Below are 16297 nucleotides of genomic sequence, written 5' to 3'. Positions count from 1 at the left end.
GGGGAAGTTCGAAGGGTGAGCGCATGGCCGGGCCTACGAACGACGACGGGGATCTCGGGCGGACGGGCGACCCTCCGACGCTTCGGCCCACCAACGCCAACACGCCGGCGCCCGGACGCACCGGGCGCACCGGCGTGGGCCGGATCCCGCTGCGCAGGATGGCCGCGACCCGGTGGGCCGAGCAGACCCCGACCTGGAGCGACGCCCGCCCCGGCCTGATCGAGGCCGCCCTCAAACGCGCCGAGGCCCGGCCCTCCGGCAACTGGTACGTCCTCGCGGCGAGCACCGAGATCCGCGCCGACCGCCCGTTCGGTCGTACCGTCGCCGGGGTGGAACTGGTGGCCTGGCGGACGCCGGACGGCCGGCTGCACGTCGGCCCGGGCGCCTGCCCGCACCTCGGCGCCCCGCTGTGCCAAGGCGCGGTTGACGCCGGCCGGCTCATCTGCCGATGGCACGGTCTCGCCCTTGGCCCGAACGGCTTCCCGGGCTGGGACCCCTGTCCCGCCCACGACGACGGCGTACTCGCCTGGGTACGCCTCGACGGCCCGGGCGGTGAGGAACCACTGGCGGCACCCGTCCTGCCCCGCCGCCCCGACGTACCCGCGAGCATCGGCGCCGTCACCACCCTGGTCGGTCGCTGCGAACCGGCCGACGTGGTGGCGAACCGGCTCGATCCCTGGCACGGGGCCTGGTTCCACCCGTACTCCTTCGCGCACCTGCGGGTCCTGGACGCCCCGGTCGACCCGGCGCCGGGCGAGGACCAGCTCCTCGTCGAGGTGACGTTCAAAGTCGCGGGTCGGATGGGGGTGCCGGTGGCGGTGGCGTTCAGCTGTCCCGAACCCCGCACCGTCGTCATGCACATCCTCGACGGCGAGGGCGCGAGCAGTGTGGTGGAGACCCACGCCACCCCACTCGGCGAGGACGATCGCGGTATCCCCCAGACGGCGGTGATCGAGGCGACGATCGCGTACTCCGACCGGCGCGGGTTCGCACTGGCCCGCCGGCTGGCGCCGGCCGTGCGACCGATGATGCGCACCGCCGCGCGCCGGCTGTGGAAGGACGACCTGGCCTACGCCGAACGGCGCTACGCGCTGCGGGCCGCGGGCCGCTGGCCCGGCTGAGCCGAGGCGCCGTCGCCGTTCAGCGCGCCGGGGTCACGGCGTCGTCGTGGCCGTTCACGTCGTCGGCGGCCGCACTGTCGGCGGTCGCACTGTCGGCGTAGGCGCCGGCGCGGGCGGCGATCGTCGTCCCGTTGGCGTGGCGTAGGACGTCGGCGTCGGTGAACGTCGTGCCGAGCAGCAGTCCGGTGTGGAACAACGGCGCGGTCGCCGCGACCAGAACCGTGTCCGGGTCCGTTCCGGGCGGAACCTCGCCGCGGTAGATCGCTCGCTCGACGACGACCCGACAGCGCCGGTAGCGGTCGGCCCAGAAGTCCCGCAGCGCCTGCGCCGCGGCGGCCGAGCGGAACGACGCACCGACGACCGCCCGCATCACTGGCGGCTCGGCGTGCAGGGCGGTGAGGACCTCCCGCCCGAGCGCCGCCAGGTCAGCGCCGAGGCTGCCGGTGTCGGAGGGTCGCCAATCGTCCTCCTGACCCGCGCGCAGCAGGTCGGCGAGCAGGCCGCCGACGTCACCCCACCGCCGGTAGACGGAGGTCCGGTGGACACCGGACCGGGCGGCGACCCCTTCGACGGTGAGCCCGTCGAACCCGTGCTCGACCAACTCCCCTTCGACGGCCGCGAGGACGGCGGCACGGTTGCGGGCGCTCCGTCCGCCCGGCCGCGCGCCCGGCCCCCTCGGTGCCGTCCCGCTGGGGGGTGGCGGGTCACCGAGGGGCGTCGGGTCGCTGGCGTCGGGGCTCGGGTTTGCGTGGTCCCGGTCGCTCATGGCACGATCCTAACGCAACAAACGTCGCATTAAGTGGGCGGCGGGTCCGCCGCCCGCCCATCGTCTGGAGGTCCGATGAACACCTCGCCCGGCCAGCCCTCCCTCGCCTGGTTCGAGGTCGGCGGACCGGACACCGGGCCGTACGGGATCGCGTGCGGGAGCGACTCCACCCTGTGGGTGACTCTCGTGGGATCCGGTGAGGTCGTGCGCCTGCGCCCCGACGGCGACGTACGCCGCTATGCGGTCGAGGCGAAGGGCGGGCCGACCGTCATCACGAACGGTCCGGACGGCGCCCTGTGGTTCACGCGCTACGGCGACCACCGCGTCGGGCGGATCGACCCCAGCGGCGAACTCACCGACTTCGCGGTCGGAACGCCCGACGCCGGCCCCTACGGCATCACCGCCGGTCCCGACGGCGCGCTGTGGTGCACGCTCCTCAACGTCGACCGCATCGCCCGGATCACGGTCGAGGGCGACGTCACGGAGTTTCCGCTCGGCACGACCGGTGCGATGCCCTCCCACATCACGGCCGGTCCGGACGGTGCGCTGTGGTTCACGCTCAACCAGGCACCCGCGATCGGCCGGCTGAGCGTCGGCGGTGAACTCGCGCTGTTCCCGCTCGCGGAGGGCACGGCCCCGGTGGGAATCTGCGCAGGTCGGGACGCGGTGTACTTCGCCGAGATCGGTGCCGGGCAGGTCGGTCGGCTCACCCTGGACAGTGACCTGACGGAGCACCCGCTCCCGGACCGGACCTGCCGGCCCCACGCGATCACCCTGGACCGCGACGGGGCGTGCTGGTTCACCGAGTGGGGCGCGAACCGGCTCGGCCGCCTGGCCCCGGACGGCGCGATCGAGGAGTACGACCTGTCCGCGGCCGGCAACGAACCGCACGGTCTCGTCGTCGACGACGCGGGAGCGGTCTGGGTCGCGCTCGAGAGCGGTTCCGTCGCCCGCGTCACCCCGTGACCAGGTTCGTGATCACGGAGTGCGCAGGGCGGAGAGGATCGTCTCGGTCACCGTGTCGCCGGCCCGGCGCGCCGAGAGCCGGCCGGCGTTGACCTCCTCGGCGGCCTGGTGCATCAGGGCGTAGACCGTGGCGAGCAGCCAGTCCCGCGGCAGGTCGGTGCGGAAGTCACCCTCCGCCTGACCGCGGGTGATGAGTTTCTTCACGCTGCCGAACAACGGAGCGTGCAGGGCGCGGAGCCGGGCCGGGGGTAGCTCGGCCACGGCGACGGCGTAGAGGTCGCGGTAGCGGCTCAGCGTCTGCCACTGCGACCCCACCATCCGGGCGAGCGCCTCGCGGGCCGGGCCGTCGTCGAGCCTCAGCTCACGCGCGATGTCCCTGGCGTCGGTGACGGCGCGGTCGGTGACGGCGTCCAGCAACGCCTCCCGGGTGGGAAAGTGCGAGTAGAGCGTGACCCGGCTGACGCCGACCGCCCGGGCGAGGGCCGCCATGGTGACCTCCTCGCCCGCGAGAATCCCGTCCAGGGCCGCCTCGACGATCGCCGTGACGTTGCGTTCGGCGTCGGCGCGTCGCCGCCGTGGGGCGGCCGGACGGCTGGCCGTCTCCCGGGTCATGGTGGTGAGGATACGGCGGCCGCACGGTCTCCCCGGGTCAAGGTCGGGTTGCGCTCACTCGCCAGAAGCTGCCCGGCAGCCCAACTCCCTCGACCGTCTCGTAGGCCCGCAGCGCCTCGACGACCGTGTCGCGTAGGTCCGCAGCCGCACGGTCGGTCTGGCCCAGCGAGAACCTGGCCGGTCCCATCCCGAGGAAGAAGTCGGCGGCGTCCTCGGCGTTTCGCCCGTACGCCATCTCGACGTCGACCTCGGCCGCCGTCACCGTCTCGAACCCGGCCCGCAGCAGTACGTCGTCGAGGTGGGCCCGGTCGGCGAGGGAGAACATCCCGGGCTCGCCGGGTACGGCCGGCCCAGGCGTATGACCGAGCAGCGCGGTCATCGGGGCGACGAACCAGTCCTGCAGGTGAACGTCCCTGGGGCACACGAACACGAAGCGGCCACCAGCGCGCAGCGCCCGCCCGATGTTGGTGAACGCCGCGACCGGATCGCCGAAGAACATGATCCCGGCTCGGCTGATCGCGAGGTCGAACGCGCCGGCCTCGAACGGATGGACCTGCGCGTCGCCCTGTTCGAACGAGACGTTGGTCAGGTGCTCCTGCGCCGCGGTGGCGCGGGCCCGGCCGAGCATCGGTCCGGACAGGTCGACGCCGACGGCGTGTCCGTCCACCGCCCGTCGCGCCGCCAGCCGGGTGGACTGCCCGTTGCCGCAACCGATGTCGAGTACGCGGTCCCGCCCGCCGACCGCGGCGCCCGCGAACAGGTGCCGCGTCAGGTCGACGTTGACAGCATCCCAACGGTCCTGATGGGCGGCCCAGTGTTCGCCCTCGTAACCGTTCCACGCCTCCGCCTGGTGGGTGTTGACGACAGCCTGCATCCGGGCTCTCCCTTCTGTCACACGTCTGTTGGGGGACGCCGTGGAACGCGGCCCACAGCGACCAGGTCGGGGTCAGATCGATACCTGAACACCAGTGTCAAGAATAAGGGCGAAGCGGCTAACTTGAACAGAGGTGTTCAGGATAGTTTCGGTGGGCACTCGGCCGCGGCGGCCGCCCCGGGCCGCGGCGATAATCACGCTCACGTGATCGGCGATGGGCGAAAGGGGCGGTCGATGCGGACGATCGGGCTGATCGGCGGGATGAGCTGGGAGTCCTCCGCCGAGTACTACCGGCTCCTCAACGAGGAGGTACGGCGTCGGTTGGGCGGTCACCACTGCGCGCCCAGTCTGATGCTCACCGTGGACTTCGCCGAGATCGAGGCCATGCAGCGGGCCGGGGACTGGGACACCGCCGGCGCCTTCCTGGCCGGCGCCGCCAAGACCCTCGAGGCCGCGGGTGCGGAGGTGGTGCTGCTGTGCACGAACACCATGCACCGGGTCGCCGACGTGATCAGCGCGGCGATCGACGCCGACTTCCTGCACATCGTGGACGCGACGGCCGACCGGATCGCCGCCGCGGGTCATCGCACGGTGGGGCTACTCGCCACGCGCTACACCATGGAGTCGGCCTTCTACCGCGAGCGGATGCGCAGCCGCGGAGTCGAGGTGCTCGTCCCGGAGGAACCAGACCGCGCGCTCGTCCACGACGTGATCTACGAGGAACTGACGAGGAACAGGGTCGAGCCCGCCTCACGAGTCGCGTACCAGGGCGTGATGGCGCGGCTGGCCGAGCGTGGTGCCGACGCGATCATCCTCGGCTGCACCGAGATCACCCTGCTGGTCGACCAGGCGGACTGTGCGCTCCCGATGTATGACTCCACCCGCATCCACGTCGAGGCCGCCGTCGACCGCGCCCTAGGACTCCAGACCAGCCGCGATCGTCCGTAGGCCGGCCACCAGATCCGCGCCACTCGGCGCGCTGTCGGGGTCGACCAGCCACTGCATCATCGTCCCGGACAGCAGTGCCAACCCCGCGGAGCCGACGGTGCGGACCGTCGCCTCGTCGACCGCCGCCTCCTCCACGCCGGTGAACCAGGCCGCGATGCCCCGGCGTCCCTCCGCCTGGGAGGAGGCCATCAACGGGCGCAGCGTGGGGGAGTGTTCGGCCTGCACGAGCGCCTCGACGCTTGCGAGCCACAGCGGCCGAAGGACGTTGAACGACTCGATCATCTGCGACCACATCGCCTCGAACTGCTCGACGGGACCCCCGCCCGGTCGGGCCTGCCCGGCCAGTGCCCGGCCGATCTCCTGCCCCCACTCGTCCATGGCCTCGGTGAACGCCGCGGTGAGGAGGGCCTCCCGCGACCCGAAGTGGTAGCCGATCGCCGCCATGCTGACTCCGCCTGACGCCGCTGTGATGTCGCGGACGGTCGTGCGTGCCCAGCCCTTCTCGATCAGGCATGCCTTGGCGCCGGCGAGCAGGTCCTCACGGTTTCCCATGTGCGGGATCGTACCCGCCCACTCGTGCGAACGCATGATGCGTACGAATTAGGCAATCGTCTTGCGCAAGCGCCCAAATCCTGCGTACAGTCGCCACAGCGCCGCACGGGAAGCCCCGTCGGACGTCAATGACCAGCGCGAGCCGAGGAGCCAGCCATGAAGAACCCCACCGTCCTGATCTCCGGCGCGAGCGTCGCCGGCCCCGCCCTCGCCTACTGGCTGGACAGGTACGGCTTCCGCCCGACCGTGGTCGAGCGGGCACCAGCGCTGCGCGAGGGAGGGTTCGCGGTCGACTTCCGCGGCACGGCGCACCTGACCGTGCTCCGCCGGATGGGGATCCTGGAGGAGGTCCGCAGGCAGCAGACCGGCATGGGCGAGCAGGTCGTCGTCGACGAGACCGGGAGGCGTCTCGCCGCCCTGCCCTCGGAGTTCATGAGCGGCGAGGTGGAGATCTACCGCGGTGACCTCAGCCGCATCCTGTACGACCGCAGCAAGGACAACGTCGACTACGTCTTCGACGACTCCATCACCTCGATGCGGGAGACCCCGGACGGGGTGGACGTGACCTTCGAACGCGGCGAACCGCGCACCTTCGACCTGGTGGTGGGAGCCGACGGCCTGCACTCCAACGTCCGGCGGTTGGCGTTCGGTGCGGAGTCGGGGTTCCTCCGCTTCTTCGGCCACTACATCGCCGGGTGGGAGGTGCCCAACCACCTCGGCCTCGACCGCACCGGGCTCATCTACAACGTCCCCGGAAAGGGCGTGACCCTGGCCGCCACCCGGGACCCACGCGTCGCGGGCGCGGGACTCGTCTTCAGCTCACAGCTACTCGACTACGACCGCCGTGACGTCGCGGCGCAGAAGAAGCTCCTCGCCGACCTGTACGCGGGCGTGGGCTGGGAGGTGCCGCGCCTGCTCGAGGGGCTGTGGGACGCACCCGACCTCTACTTCGACTCCATCAGCCAGATCCACCTGGAGCACTTCTCCACCGGACGGGTCGTGCTTCTCGGCGACGCCGGCTACGGCGCCACCGTCGGCGGCCTGGGGACCGGCCTGGCGATCGTCGCCGCCTACGTCCTGGCCGGTGAGCTCGCGCGGGCCGGTGGTGACCACCAGATCGCGTTCACGCGTTATGAGGAACGCATCAAGGACTACGCGCGTGGCTGCCAGAAGCTGGCCGGCGGCGCCGGGCCCTTCCTCGCGCCCGCGACGGCGGGGAAGATCCGGCGCCGCAACCTCACCTGGCGCATGCTCTCCGCACCGATGCTCGCCGGCGTGTTCAACAAGCTGACCACCAAGGCCGCCAACGCCATCACCCTGGAGGACTACACCACGGTCCAGGCGGTGGCCTGATCTCAGGGAGCTCGGCGCTGGCGCCGGGATCGGTCACCCGCCACCATGAGTGGGTGAACAACCCTGCGCGGGTCGCCCTGGGCTGGGTGGGGCTGGTCGGCCTCGTCCCGTTGCTGCTTCTCTACGTCGTCAGCGGACTCGTCGCGCCATGGTGGGCGGTGGCGGGCTTCGTCCTGGCCTGGTGCCTGTTGCTCCTCACCGCCTTACGATCGTTCCGCCGCCGGCCCCTGCTGGCCCTCGCTCTGCCTCTCCTGGGGCTGGCGGGGTGGTTCGCGGTCCTGTGGTTCGGGGACGTGTTCCTGGGCTGGACCGCGTGACCTCAGCCGAGAAGACCGGGGGGCTACGGGCGGAGTAGCCCAGCCGGCACCTGCAGGTGCGTGCGAGCGCGGGCGGTCCGAACGGGTCGCCGGTGCGCGTCATCGCCGAAGCGTCGCGACAGCGCCCGCAGTGCCCGCCAGCGGCCGGCGTTCGGAACGCTCCACACCGGGTGCGGTTCGCGTCCCCACCGACCCAGCAGGTGGTTGGCCGCGAGCAGTCCGCTGGTCGCGGCGCGTTCCATCAGCGCCACCGGAAGGTCGACGCGGACGAGGTCGCCCGCGACCACGACGTCCGGGTCGGGAGTCGTGACCGTCGGCCGCCGGCCGAAACCGCCCGGCGGAAAGAGCGGGCAGTCCGCCCTGAACTCGTGCCGCTCGTCGATCACCGTCGCGGCCGCCGTCTCGGGGAACACCCGATGCAGCTGGGCGAGCAGGTCTGCCCGCAGGTCCGCCACGTTCACCCCCGACGGCACGGCGTAGGCATGGAGTTCGACCACCGAGCCGCCGACCCGCCGTGACCACGCCCGCGCCTCGTCCTCGTACCGGTCCAGGACGCTCACGTTGTCCAGCGGCCCGAACCCCGCGGTGCCGACGAACGCCGCCCGGTCACCCCGGACCGGCCGGTCCAGCCAGAGCCGGGACACCAGGAACGCCGGTGCGCTCGGCAGGCCGGCGAGCTGGTCCCGCCAGTGCGGGGTCCCGAGGGTGGGCGACCCCTCCACGACCGCCCGGAGCCCGGGCACGTCGGCCGCCAGCACCACGCCGTCCACGTCGTGGCTGCCGGTGTCGGTGCGGACGATCTGCGCACGCGGCCCGCCGGGCGCGACCTCCCGCACAGGCGTGTCAAGGTGCACCTGCGCGCCGAGCTCACCCAGCCGCGTACCGAGCGGGTCCCACAGCGCACGCGGAAACGGTGCGGACGGAACGTCGAAGAGCAGGCCCTCACTGGAGCCGAGGAAGTACAGGTGGAACATCGTCACGAGTTCGGCCGCGGAGAGCTCCCGCGGATCGGCGAAGAAGCTCCGGGAGAACACCGAGAACGCCAGGTCCCGGGCCGCCGCGGGGAAGCGGATCCGCTCCAGGAACGCCAGCGCGTCCACGTCGTCGAGCCGGTGGTAGATGTCGGGCACCGTCACGTCGACCATCGGCAGCGCCGCCCGCGGGTCGAGCCGGGTGAAGTCCCGGGGCGCGAACGTCGGGCTGGTCGCGGCGAAGACGGCGGCGTTCAACGGCGGGGTGCGGGGGACCCCGGAGAAGCTGTCCTGCGTGCCGTTCGCGTGCATCAGCGGGTAGTCCCGCAGCGGAACCAGACCGCCGAGCCCTGGGTCGATCCGGGCGAAGAGCGCGCGGAGGTTGTAGTACTGCCGGAAGAACGCGTGGAAGCCGCGGCTCATCGTGACCGTGCTGCCGTCGGCCAGCTGGGTGGGCCAGCCGGCCAGCCGGCCGCCGAGCTGCGGCTCGCGTTCGAACAGCACGACCTCGACGCCGCGCTCGGCGAGCGCGACCGCCGCGGTGACGCCCGCGATGCCGCCGCCGACCACACCCACCCGGGGCCGCTCCGGTACGACGGCGGCGCGCTCGACGGGTGGGGTCGGAACGAGGATGGCGCGTCGGTCCCGCCCGGGCCGTCCCGCATACCCCCGACGCCAGGTCTGCTCCTGACGCCCGGTCTGCTCCTGACGCCGGGGCTGCGCGCGACCCGCCGGGGCGGACGGGGCGGATCGGACGGGCCGGGTCGCGGGGTCCACGGCGCCCGCGACCATCGGCCGGGTGGCGAGGAAGGTGTGCACGATCCCGCGCTGCCAGCCCGACATCGGGGCGACCCGGACGCGGGTGAAGCCGGCCCGCCGCAGCCGCGCCGACAACGTTGCGATGCTGTCGAAGTCGAGCACGCTGCGCCGTAGGTAGCGGTACAGCGACGGATCGCCGGACAGCAGCCGCCCCGCCGGCACGATCACCGTCGTACACACGGCGTTCCAGATCGCGCGTCGCAGCGCCGAGTCGGCGACGGAGTACTCGTGCACGGCCAGCGTCGCACCTGGCCGCAGCAACCCGAGCAGCTGCCGCAACGTCGGGTCGGGGTCGGGCAGGTTGCGCAGCAGGTACGCGGCGAGCACGCCGTCGAAGGGTCCCTGCACGCCGGCTGCCTCGAGATCGCTCGCGTCCGCCTGGACGAAGCTCACCCCGGCCGGCCAGCGTTTGCGGCGCGCCTGTTCGAGCATCCCCGCGGAGCCGTCGACCGCGACGATCTCGGCCCGCGGCGCCACCGACAGGAGGGCGGCGGTGGAGGCGCCGGTGCCGCAGCCGAGGTCGAGCAGCCGCAGGCCGCTGCCGTCACCGGGCGGCAGGCCGAGCCGTTCGGCGGACCTGCGCAGGTGCGCGTGGTAGCCGGGGTTCGCGCCGACCAACCGGTCGTAGGCCGGTGCGGCCCGGTCGAAACCCGCCACCACCTCGGCCCGCTGCAGCTCACCTGGCACGCCGTCGACCCTAGGGCATGTCTCCAAGCGCGTCGCCTGACTCGCGGTCCCACGCGTCGTGCCCGCAGGACCCGGCTAACCGGTGCGGCGCGGCACGGGGTCGATCAGCAGCTCCGGATAGTCGAGCCCACGGCGTACGTCCTCGGGCAGCTTCCACGGCTCGTGCACGGCGGCGCCGTCGATGCCGGCGAGTTCGGGCACGTACCGGCGAACGTAGTCTCCGTCCGGGTCGAAGCGGGCCGCCTGCCGCAGCGGGTTCAGTACCCGGTTGGGCCGGGTGTCGTTGCCGGTGCCCGCGACCCACTGCCAGTTCCCCGCGTTGTTCGCGACGTCACCGTCGACCAGCCAGCGGAAGAAGTGCGCCGCCCCGACCCGCCAGTCGACGCCGAGCTGTTTGGTGAGGAACGAGCCGACCACCAGCCGGGCCCGGTTGTGCATCCACCCCTCGGCCAGCAGTTGTCGCATCCCGGCGTCGACGATCGGGACGCCGGTCCGCCCGGCCCGCCAGGCCTCGATCGCGTCGCCCGCATCGCTGACCCACTCCCGCCTCCGCGGGCGCAGGTCCTGCCGCGCGATACCGGGGAAGCATGCGGTGACCTGGTGGTAGAAGTCCCGCCAACACAACTGGCGCACGACGTCCTCGGCGCTCCCACGCAGCCGGGTCGCCACCGTCAGCGGCGACACGCACCCGAAGTGGAGATAGGGGCTGAGCCGGGTGGTCTGGTCCGCGGCGAGGTTCTCGCGGTCGAGGGAGCCGGCGTCGGTGCGCTGGCGGGCGTAGGCGTCCAGGCGGGCCCGCGCGGCACTCTCCCCGCCCTTCGGGAGGTTCGGTGAGGTCTCGCCCCCACAGGTCAGGTCGGTGCGCGAGGGGAGACTGCCGGGTGCGAGGCCGGTGGGCACCTCGACCCGCTCGGGTGCCCGGACCACCGACCGCCACGTCGCCGCCTCCCAGGCCCGCCAGTACGGCGTGAAGACCTGGTGGTGCCCGCCTCCGCCGGTGCGCAGGTCGCCCGCGGGTACGACGGTGACGCCGGGGAACAACCCCAGCTCGAGTCCGGCCTCCTCACAGGCGCGGTCCAGCCGCCGCTCCCGCCGCCGGGCGAACGCCGTGACGTCGGCACTGCACACCACCCGCTCCGCGCCGACCTCGCACGCGACCCGCAGCGCCTCCTCGACCGGATCGCCGGCCCGGACGAGCAGGTCACCGCCCCGCTCGCGCAGGCTCTCCCGCAGGTCGGCCAGCGCCTCGCCGAGGAACATCCCGCGATTGGGGGAGGCGAACGGGCCGCGCAGGATCTTCTCGTCCAGGACGAACAGCGGCACCACCCGCCCGGAGTTGCGGCAGGCGTCGGCGAGTGCGGGATGGTCCCGGACCCGCAGGTCACGGGTGAACAGGACCACCGTCGTCCGACTCACGGCGGCGGTCCTTCGCGCGAGACGTACCGGGTCACTACCCTCGAAGGGACGGAGCGGCTTCGTCGAAACGACCGGTGAGGAGCGCGCCGATCGACAGGTTCCAGTACCTCCTGCTGATGGCGGCCTGCCTCGCCCTGACCCTGCCCCTGGAGTTCGTGTTCCGGGCCCGGGTCTACCGACGGCCCCGCCGGCTCGTCCGTGTCCTCGTACCGCTGCTGGTCGTCTTCCTGATCTGGGACGCGATCGCGGTGGGACGCGGGCACTGGCACTTCAGCGACCGCTACACCACCGGCTGGCTGCTGCCGTTCGGCGTCCCGGTGGAGGAGTTGGCGTTCTTCGTGACGATCCCGCTGTGCGCGCTGCTGACCTACGAGGCGGTCGGCACGATGCTCACCGTCCTGCGCTCCCGGCGCGGTGGCCGGCGCGAGGGGCAGCACGGGCCGGAACGGGCACCCGGAGGCGAGGCCACCGATGCCTGAGTACACCCTCGCCGCGGTCGTCTCCGTCGTCGTGGTGGTGGCGCTGGAACTCCTCCTGCTGCGCACCGGGCTCTTCCGCCGCCCGGCGTACTGGATCACCGTCGTCATCGTGCTCGGCTTCCAGATCCCCGTCGACGGATGGCTGACCAAGCTCAGCGCGCCGATCGTGCTGTACGCCGACGAGCACGCCAGCGGGATCCGCTTCCCCTGGGACATCCCGGTCGAGGACTTCGCGTTCGGCTTCAGCCTCATGACGCTCACCCTGCTGCTGTGGGATCGCCGGGCGAGCCGGGAGCGGGCCGCAGCAGCGAACGGACGGCGACCGCGAGCTTCCGCCGACCAGGAACCCGCGCGCGAACGCTGAACACGTCGTGGTCGGCGGCCTCGATGCGCTCGAGAATCTCGGCGTACAGCACCCGGGCGGTGTGGACGCACCGGGCGGAGCGGTCCGGCAGCATCGGGATCCCGCGGTCGGCGGAGGCGTAGATCTCCCGGTTGCGGGCGATCTCGAACCGCATCAGCGCACGCCACTCCGGTGACGTGGTGCGTGCCTGCGGGTCGGCGCCGAACCTCTCCAGATCCTCCTGGGGCAGGTAGATCCGGCCCCGGTCGAGATCCTCGCCGACGTCGCGCAGGAAGTTGGTGAGCTGGAACGCCACCCCGAGATCGCGCGCCGGGGCGAGCGCCGCCGCGTCCGTGGGACGCAGGACGGGCAGCATCATCTCCCCGACGACGGCCGCGGACCCGTCCATGTAGTCCAGCAGGTCGTCCCACGTGGCGTACTTCGCGGTGTCCAGGTCCATCGCCATCGACCGCAGGAAGCGGCTGAAGCAGTCCGGGTCGATGCCGAGCGTGCTCGCCGTGTGGACCACCGCGGCGAGCACCGGATGGTCCGAGTGCCCGGCGGCGAGGTCCACCCGGAACCTCCCACCGAAGTCCGCGAGCGCCGCCCGCGTCTCCTCCACGTCACGCCCACCGGCCTCGTCCACGATGTCGTCAGCGACCCGGCAGAAGGCGTAGACCGCGTGGACGTGCCGACGCTGCTCACGGTCGAGCAGCCGCGCCGCCATGGAGTAGGTCTTCCCGTGCTCGCGCGCGATCCGGCCGCACCGCGCGTAGGCGCTCGCCAACGCCGGATCGAGTCCGGTCACAGCTGCTCCACGCGTTCGGCGGCGAGCCGGCCGGAGACCAGGACCATGGGGACGCCGACCCCCGGCACGGTGCTGCTGCCGACGAACACCAGGCCGTGCACCCGCCGGTCGACGTTGGCCGGACGGAACGGCCCGGACTGGAAGAACGTGTGGGCCAACGCGAACGGCGTACCGAGCGCCATGCCCTGCCGCGCCCAGTCCGTCGGGTCCATCGCCTCCTCCACGATGACGTCGCTCGGATAGCCCCAGTGTTCCAGCAGCCCGCCGAGACGCTCCCGGGTCGCGCGGCGTTCCTTCGTCCAGTCCACCTTGCCGGCCAGGCTGGGCACCGGCTCGAGCACGTACAGCACCGACGAGTCCTCCGGCGCGAGACTCGGGTCGCTCAGCGTCGGAACCGTGACCAGCACCGACGGGTCGGGCATCAGCCGTCCCTCGTGCAGCAGGGTGCGAAACGAGGAGGACCACTCCGCGCCGAAGTGGATGTTGTGGTGGCTCGCGTGCGCCGGCGGCAGGCCACGCACACCCGCGTGCCAGACGAACGCCGACGGGGAGTACCTCGCCTTCCGCAGCACCGGCGGCGGAGGCAGGTCCGGGAGCAGCGTGCGGTAGGCGACCGGCAGGTCGGCGTTGACGACCACCGCGTCCGCGGGGAGTTCGGTCCCGTCCATGAGGCGTACGCCGGTGACCTGGCCGCCCCGGCGCCGGCTGCCGTTCCCGTCGTAGAGGACCCGACTGACCTGCCGGCCGTAGGTGAACGTCGCTCCCGCCTTCTTCGCCGCGGCGGCGAGGGCCATCGGCACCGCGCCGATCCCGCCCTCGGGGAAGTACACGCCGCGCACCGAGTCCATGTAGGTGATCACCGCGAAGACCGCCAGCGCCTGCTGCGGCGCCAGGCCGGCGTACATCGCCTGGAAGCTGAACAGTCGCACCAGGCGTTCGTCGGTGAAGTAGCGGCGGATCGCGCCCTCCAGCGAGCGGACGGCGCCCAGCCGGAAGAGCCGCAGCGCCGGTTGCAGCGGCACCGCGAGGTCCCAGAACCGCTGATAGTTGCGGTCGATGAACGCCGGCATCTCGAGCTGGTACAGCGACTCCAGCCAGTCGCACATCCGCCGGAAGCCGGCCTCCTCGACCGGCCCGCACGCCTCGCGGATCTCCGCGGCCATCGCCTCGCGCCCGTGCCGCAGCGCGATCGTCGAACCGTCGGCGAAGTTCGCGCGGTACGACGGGTCCAGCGGACGCAACGTCAGCAGGTCCTCCATCCGGGACCCGGCCGCCGCGAACGTCGACTCCAACAGCTCCGGCATGGTGAGGACCGTCGGCCCCGTGTCGAAGGTGAAGCCGTCCTTGACGATCCGGGCCGCCCGGCCGCCGGGCTGGTCAGCCTGCTCGACCACCGTCACCTCGTGGCCGGAGCCGGCGAGATGGCAGGCGGCCGACAGTCCGCCGAGTCCGGCGCCGACGATCACCACTCGGCGCGGACGACGGGTTCGCAGCACGCTCATCGTGGTCCTCCCTCGCCTCGACGTTGGCCGCGGCGTCTCTCGCCTCGGCGTTCCCCTCGACGTTCGTGCTGATGACCGTCCCCGTGGTCGCCGTAGTGCGCGGTTCCCCGTGGAAGGCCTCCGGGCCGCAGCTCGCGAAGACGCAGCGGACGCGGACGACCGTCCTCGGCCGCCCCAGCGATGTTAGTGATCATCGTGCCGAAGACGAGCCCGTGAAACGGCCAGATGCTCCACCAGTACGCCTGACCGAGCAGCCCACGCGGGTAGAAGACGGCGCGCTGGACCAGCCGCACCTCCTCGGCGGGTCCCTCCGGCTCCGCGGGCTCCTCCGGCTCCTCGATCCGGAACTCCAGCCACGCCAGCCCGGGCAGCCGCATCTCGGCGCGCAGCCGCAGCAGTTCCCCCGGTTCGCGGGCCTCGACCCGCCACCAGTCCAGGGCGTCGCCGACCTGGAGCCGGTCGGGATCCCGCCGGCCCCGCCGTAGGCCGACGCCCCCCACCAGCCGGTCGAGGAGTCCGCGGACCCGCCACGGTGCATTCACGGAGTACCAGCCGCGGTCGCCGCCGATGCCCTCGATGACCGACCACAGCGCCTCCCGGGACGCGTGCACGGGCCGGGAGCGCTCGTCGGCGTACAGGCTGCCGCCCGCCCAGTCCGGGTCGCTCGGCAACGGATCACTCGGTGCGCCCGGTACCGACGCCGAGGACCACCGGGTCGTGACGTCGGCGTCGCGGATCCGTTTCAGGGCGAGCTCCACCGACTGCCGGAAACCGAGCCGACCCTCCGGCGGCTCGCCGAGCTGGCCGGTGATGTCGTTCTCCCGGCAGACGACCTCGTGCCGCAGCGACTCCACCAGCGGGATGGCGATCCGGCTCGGGACCGGCGTTACCAGGCCCACCCAGAGGCTGGACAGGTGCGGCGTGAGGACCGGCACCGGCGCGATCACCCGCCGGTTCAGACCCGCGATGGCCGCGAAGCCCTGCATCATCTCCTCGTAGGTGAGGATGTCCGTGCCACCGATGTCGAACGTCCGGTTGACCTCCGAGGAGAGCCGCGGCGCCTCGGCGAGGTACCACAGGACGTCGCGGATCGCGATCGGCTGGATCCGCGTACGCACCCACGACGGCGCCACCATCACCGGCAGCCGCTCGGTCAGGTAGCGCAGCATCTCGAACGACACCGAACCCGACCCGATGATCACCGCCGCCTGAAGTACCGCCGCGGGCACGGTTCCGTCCAGGAAGATCCGGCCGACCTCCTCCCGCGACCGCAGGTGTGGCGACAGGTCCTCCGGCAGGCCGCCGTCCCGCCGCTGCGGGGTGATGCCACCCAGGTAGACGATGCGGCCCACGCGCTCCTGCTCCGCGTAGGTCGCGAACGCCGTCGCGGTGGTCCGGTCCCGTTCCTCGAACGATCCCGACTGGCCCATGGCGTGGATCAGGTAGTAGGCGACGTCGAGATCCTTGAACGCCCGGGTCAGCACCCTGGGCTCGCTGGCGTCACCCTCGATCACCTGCACCTGGTCGAACCAGGGCCGCTCCCGGATCCGGCCGGTGGACCGGGTGAGGACCCGGACGTGGTGGCCGCGCCGCAGGAGTTCGGGGACCAGCCGGCCGCCGACATATCCGGTCACTCCGGTGACGAGCACGCGAGAGGGGGCGGCGCCGGCGCTGCGCTCGGCGCTCGCGTTGCCCAGCATGTTCGAGGTGCTGCCCGCTGCTGAGCGCCGTACACATCCGACTGCGTTCCGTGGTGGGGTACG

The 16297-nt window shown here is 72.4% G+C and carries 16 protein-coding genes; 7 read left to right on the top strand and 9 right to left on the bottom strand.

Annotated features, from left to right (window positions below):
- Positions 1-23 precede the first annotated feature (23 nt).
- Positions 24-1121: a Rieske (2Fe-2S) protein gene (locus HEB94_RS47445; protein ID WP_238361814.1), complete on the top strand. Its 1098-nt coding sequence runs from the start codon at positions 24-26 to the stop codon at positions 1119-1121.
- Between the two features lie 19 nt (positions 1122-1140).
- Here the strand turns inward: HEB94_RS47445 and HEB94_RS47440 are convergent, their stop codons facing one another.
- Positions 1141-1887, bottom strand: a complete 747-nt coding sequence (locus tag HEB94_RS47440) for a TetR/AcrR family transcriptional regulator (protein ID WP_192755916.1) — start codon at positions 1885-1887, stop codon at positions 1141-1143.
- Positions 1888-1962: 75 nt separating this feature from the next.
- On the opposite strand from HEB94_RS47440, the gene HEB94_RS47435 reads away from it, so the two are divergent.
- Positions 1963-2853 carry a Vgb family protein gene (locus tag HEB94_RS47435; RefSeq protein ID WP_192755915.1) on the top strand — a complete coding sequence of 297 codons (891 nt, stop codon included), beginning with the start codon at positions 1963-1965 and terminating at the stop codon, positions 2851-2853.
- A gap of 12 nt (positions 2854-2865) precedes the next feature.
- On the opposite strand, the gene HEB94_RS47430 is transcribed toward HEB94_RS47435, so the two are convergent.
- On the bottom strand, positions 2866-3465 hold the full coding sequence (locus HEB94_RS47430; RefSeq protein WP_192755914.1) for a TetR/AcrR family transcriptional regulator: 600 nt from the start codon (positions 3463-3465) through the stop codon (positions 2866-2868).
- A 37-nt stretch (positions 3466-3502) separates the two neighbouring features.
- A complete protein-coding gene (locus HEB94_RS47425) occupies positions 3503-4339 on the bottom strand; it encodes a class I SAM-dependent methyltransferase (RefSeq protein ID WP_192755913.1) in 837 nt (278 codons plus the stop codon).
- Positions 4340-4573: 234 nt separating this feature from the next.
- On the opposite strand from HEB94_RS47425, the gene HEB94_RS47420 reads away from it, so the two are divergent.
- Positions 4574-5287, top strand: a complete 714-nt coding sequence (locus HEB94_RS47420; RefSeq protein WP_192755912.1) for an aspartate/glutamate racemase family protein — start codon at positions 4574-4576, stop codon at positions 5285-5287.
- Here HEB94_RS47420 and HEB94_RS47415 read toward each other — a convergent pair.
- On the bottom strand, positions 5255-5839 hold the full coding sequence (locus tag HEB94_RS47415; RefSeq protein WP_192755911.1) for a TetR/AcrR family transcriptional regulator: 585 nt from the start codon (positions 5837-5839) through the stop codon (positions 5255-5257). The genes HEB94_RS47420 and HEB94_RS47415 overlap by 33 nt on opposite strands.
- A 156-nt stretch (positions 5840-5995) precedes the next feature.
- Between HEB94_RS47415 and HEB94_RS47410 the strand changes: the two genes are divergently transcribed.
- Entirely contained in the window at positions 5996-7192 is a 1197-nt protein-coding gene (locus HEB94_RS47410) for an FAD-dependent monooxygenase (protein ID WP_192755910.1), read from the top strand.
- Between the two features lie 53 nt (positions 7193-7245).
- Positions 7246-7509 (top strand): hypothetical protein, encoded by a 264-nt coding sequence (locus HEB94_RS47405; RefSeq protein ID WP_337918471.1) that lies wholly within the window; start codon positions 7246-7248, stop codon positions 7507-7509.
- A 23-nt stretch (positions 7510-7532) separates the two neighbouring features.
- On the opposite strand, the gene HEB94_RS47400 is transcribed toward HEB94_RS47405, so the two are convergent.
- The gene (locus HEB94_RS47400) at positions 7533-9986 is read right to left on the bottom strand and encodes an FAD-dependent oxidoreductase (RefSeq protein ID WP_192755909.1); all 2454 of its coding nucleotides are present in this window, start codon (positions 9984-9986) and stop codon (positions 7533-7535) included.
- Between the two features lie 75 nt (positions 9987-10061).
- Complete coding sequence (locus tag HEB94_RS47395) at positions 10062-11402, bottom strand: FAD-binding domain-containing protein (RefSeq protein ID WP_192755908.1); 1341 nt, start codon at positions 11400-11402, stop codon at positions 10062-10064.
- A 74-nt stretch (positions 11403-11476) separates the two neighbouring features.
- On the opposite strand from HEB94_RS47395, the gene HEB94_RS47390 reads away from it, so the two are divergent.
- Both HEB94_RS47390 and HEB94_RS47385 read left to right on the top strand, forming a co-directional pair.
- The gene (locus tag HEB94_RS47390; RefSeq protein WP_337918470.1) at positions 11477-11881 is read left to right on the top strand and encodes a lycopene cyclase domain-containing protein; all 405 of its coding nucleotides are present in this window, start codon (positions 11477-11479) and stop codon (positions 11879-11881) included.
- Entirely contained in the window at positions 11874-12245 is a 372-nt protein-coding gene (locus HEB94_RS47385; RefSeq protein WP_192755907.1) for a lycopene cyclase domain-containing protein, read from the top strand. The genes HEB94_RS47390 and HEB94_RS47385 overlap by 8 nt, the downstream gene beginning before the upstream one ends.
- Here the strand turns inward: HEB94_RS47385 and HEB94_RS47380 are convergent.
- The 3 genes from HEB94_RS47380 to HEB94_RS47370 are packed head-to-tail and all read right to left on the bottom strand — an operon-like array spanning position 12139 to position 16234.
- Positions 12139-13032 (bottom strand): phytoene/squalene synthase family protein, encoded by an 894-nt coding sequence (locus HEB94_RS47380; protein WP_337918469.1) that lies wholly within the window; start codon positions 13030-13032, stop codon positions 12139-12141. The genes HEB94_RS47385 and HEB94_RS47380 overlap by 107 nt on opposite strands.
- Positions 13029-14534, bottom strand: coding sequence for a phytoene desaturase family protein (gene crtI / locus HEB94_RS47375; protein ID WP_192755906.1), 1506 nt, complete (start codon positions 14532-14534; stop codon positions 13029-13031). The genes HEB94_RS47380 and crtI overlap by 4 nt, the downstream gene beginning before the upstream one ends.
- Positions 14531-16234, bottom strand: a complete 1704-nt coding sequence (locus HEB94_RS47370) for an SDR family oxidoreductase (RefSeq protein WP_192755905.1) — start codon at positions 16232-16234, stop codon at positions 14531-14533. The genes crtI and HEB94_RS47370 overlap by 4 nt, the downstream gene beginning before the upstream one ends.
- Positions 16235-16297: the final 63 nt, after the last annotated feature.

The organism is Actinopolymorpha pittospori (assembly GCF_014873875.1).
Taxonomy (GTDB): domain Bacteria; phylum Actinomycetota; class Actinomycetes; order Propionibacteriales; family Actinopolymorphaceae; genus Actinopolymorpha; species Actinopolymorpha pittospori.
The sequence above is the reverse complement of the archived record's forward strand: the minus strand, read 5'-3'. Positions and strand labels throughout refer to the sequence as shown.

Excerpts from the sequence above, each read along its gene's own strand:
- HEB94_RS47445 (WP_238361814.1), top strand. The coding sequence starts at position 24 with ATGGCCGGGCCTACGAACGACGACGGGGATCTCGGGCGGACGGGCGAC.
- HEB94_RS47440 (WP_192755916.1), bottom strand. The coding sequence starts at position 1,887 with ATGAGCGACCGGGACCACGCAAACCCGAGCCCCGACGCCAGCGACCCG.
- HEB94_RS47435 (WP_192755915.1), top strand. The coding sequence starts at position 1,963 with ATGAACACCTCGCCCGGCCAGCCCTCCCTCGCCTGGTTCGAGGTCGGC.
- HEB94_RS47430 (WP_192755914.1), bottom strand. The coding sequence starts at position 3,465 with ATGACCCGGGAGACGGCCAGCCGTCCGGCCGCCCCACGGCGGCGACGC.
- HEB94_RS47425 (WP_192755913.1), bottom strand. The coding sequence starts at position 4,339 with ATGCAGGCTGTCGTCAACACCCACCAGGCGGAGGCGTGGAACGGTTAC.
- HEB94_RS47420 (WP_192755912.1), top strand. The coding sequence starts at position 4,574 with ATGCGGACGATCGGGCTGATCGGCGGGATGAGCTGGGAGTCCTCCGCC.
- HEB94_RS47415 (WP_192755911.1), bottom strand. The coding sequence starts at position 5,839 with ATGGGAAACCGTGAGGACCTGCTCGCCGGCGCCAAGGCATGCCTGATC.
- HEB94_RS47410 (WP_192755910.1), top strand. The coding sequence starts at position 5,996 with ATGAAGAACCCCACCGTCCTGATCTCCGGCGCGAGCGTCGCCGGCCCC.
- HEB94_RS47385 (WP_192755907.1), top strand. The coding sequence starts at position 11,874 with ATGCCTGAGTACACCCTCGCCGCGGTCGTCTCCGTCGTCGTGGTGGTG.
- crtI (WP_192755906.1), bottom strand. The coding sequence starts at position 14,534 with ATGAGCGTGCTGCGAACCCGTCGTCCGCGCCGAGTGGTGATCGTCGGC.
- HEB94_RS47370 (WP_192755905.1), bottom strand. The coding sequence starts at position 16,234 with ATGCTGGGCAACGCGAGCGCCGAGCGCAGCGCCGGCGCCGCCCCCTCT.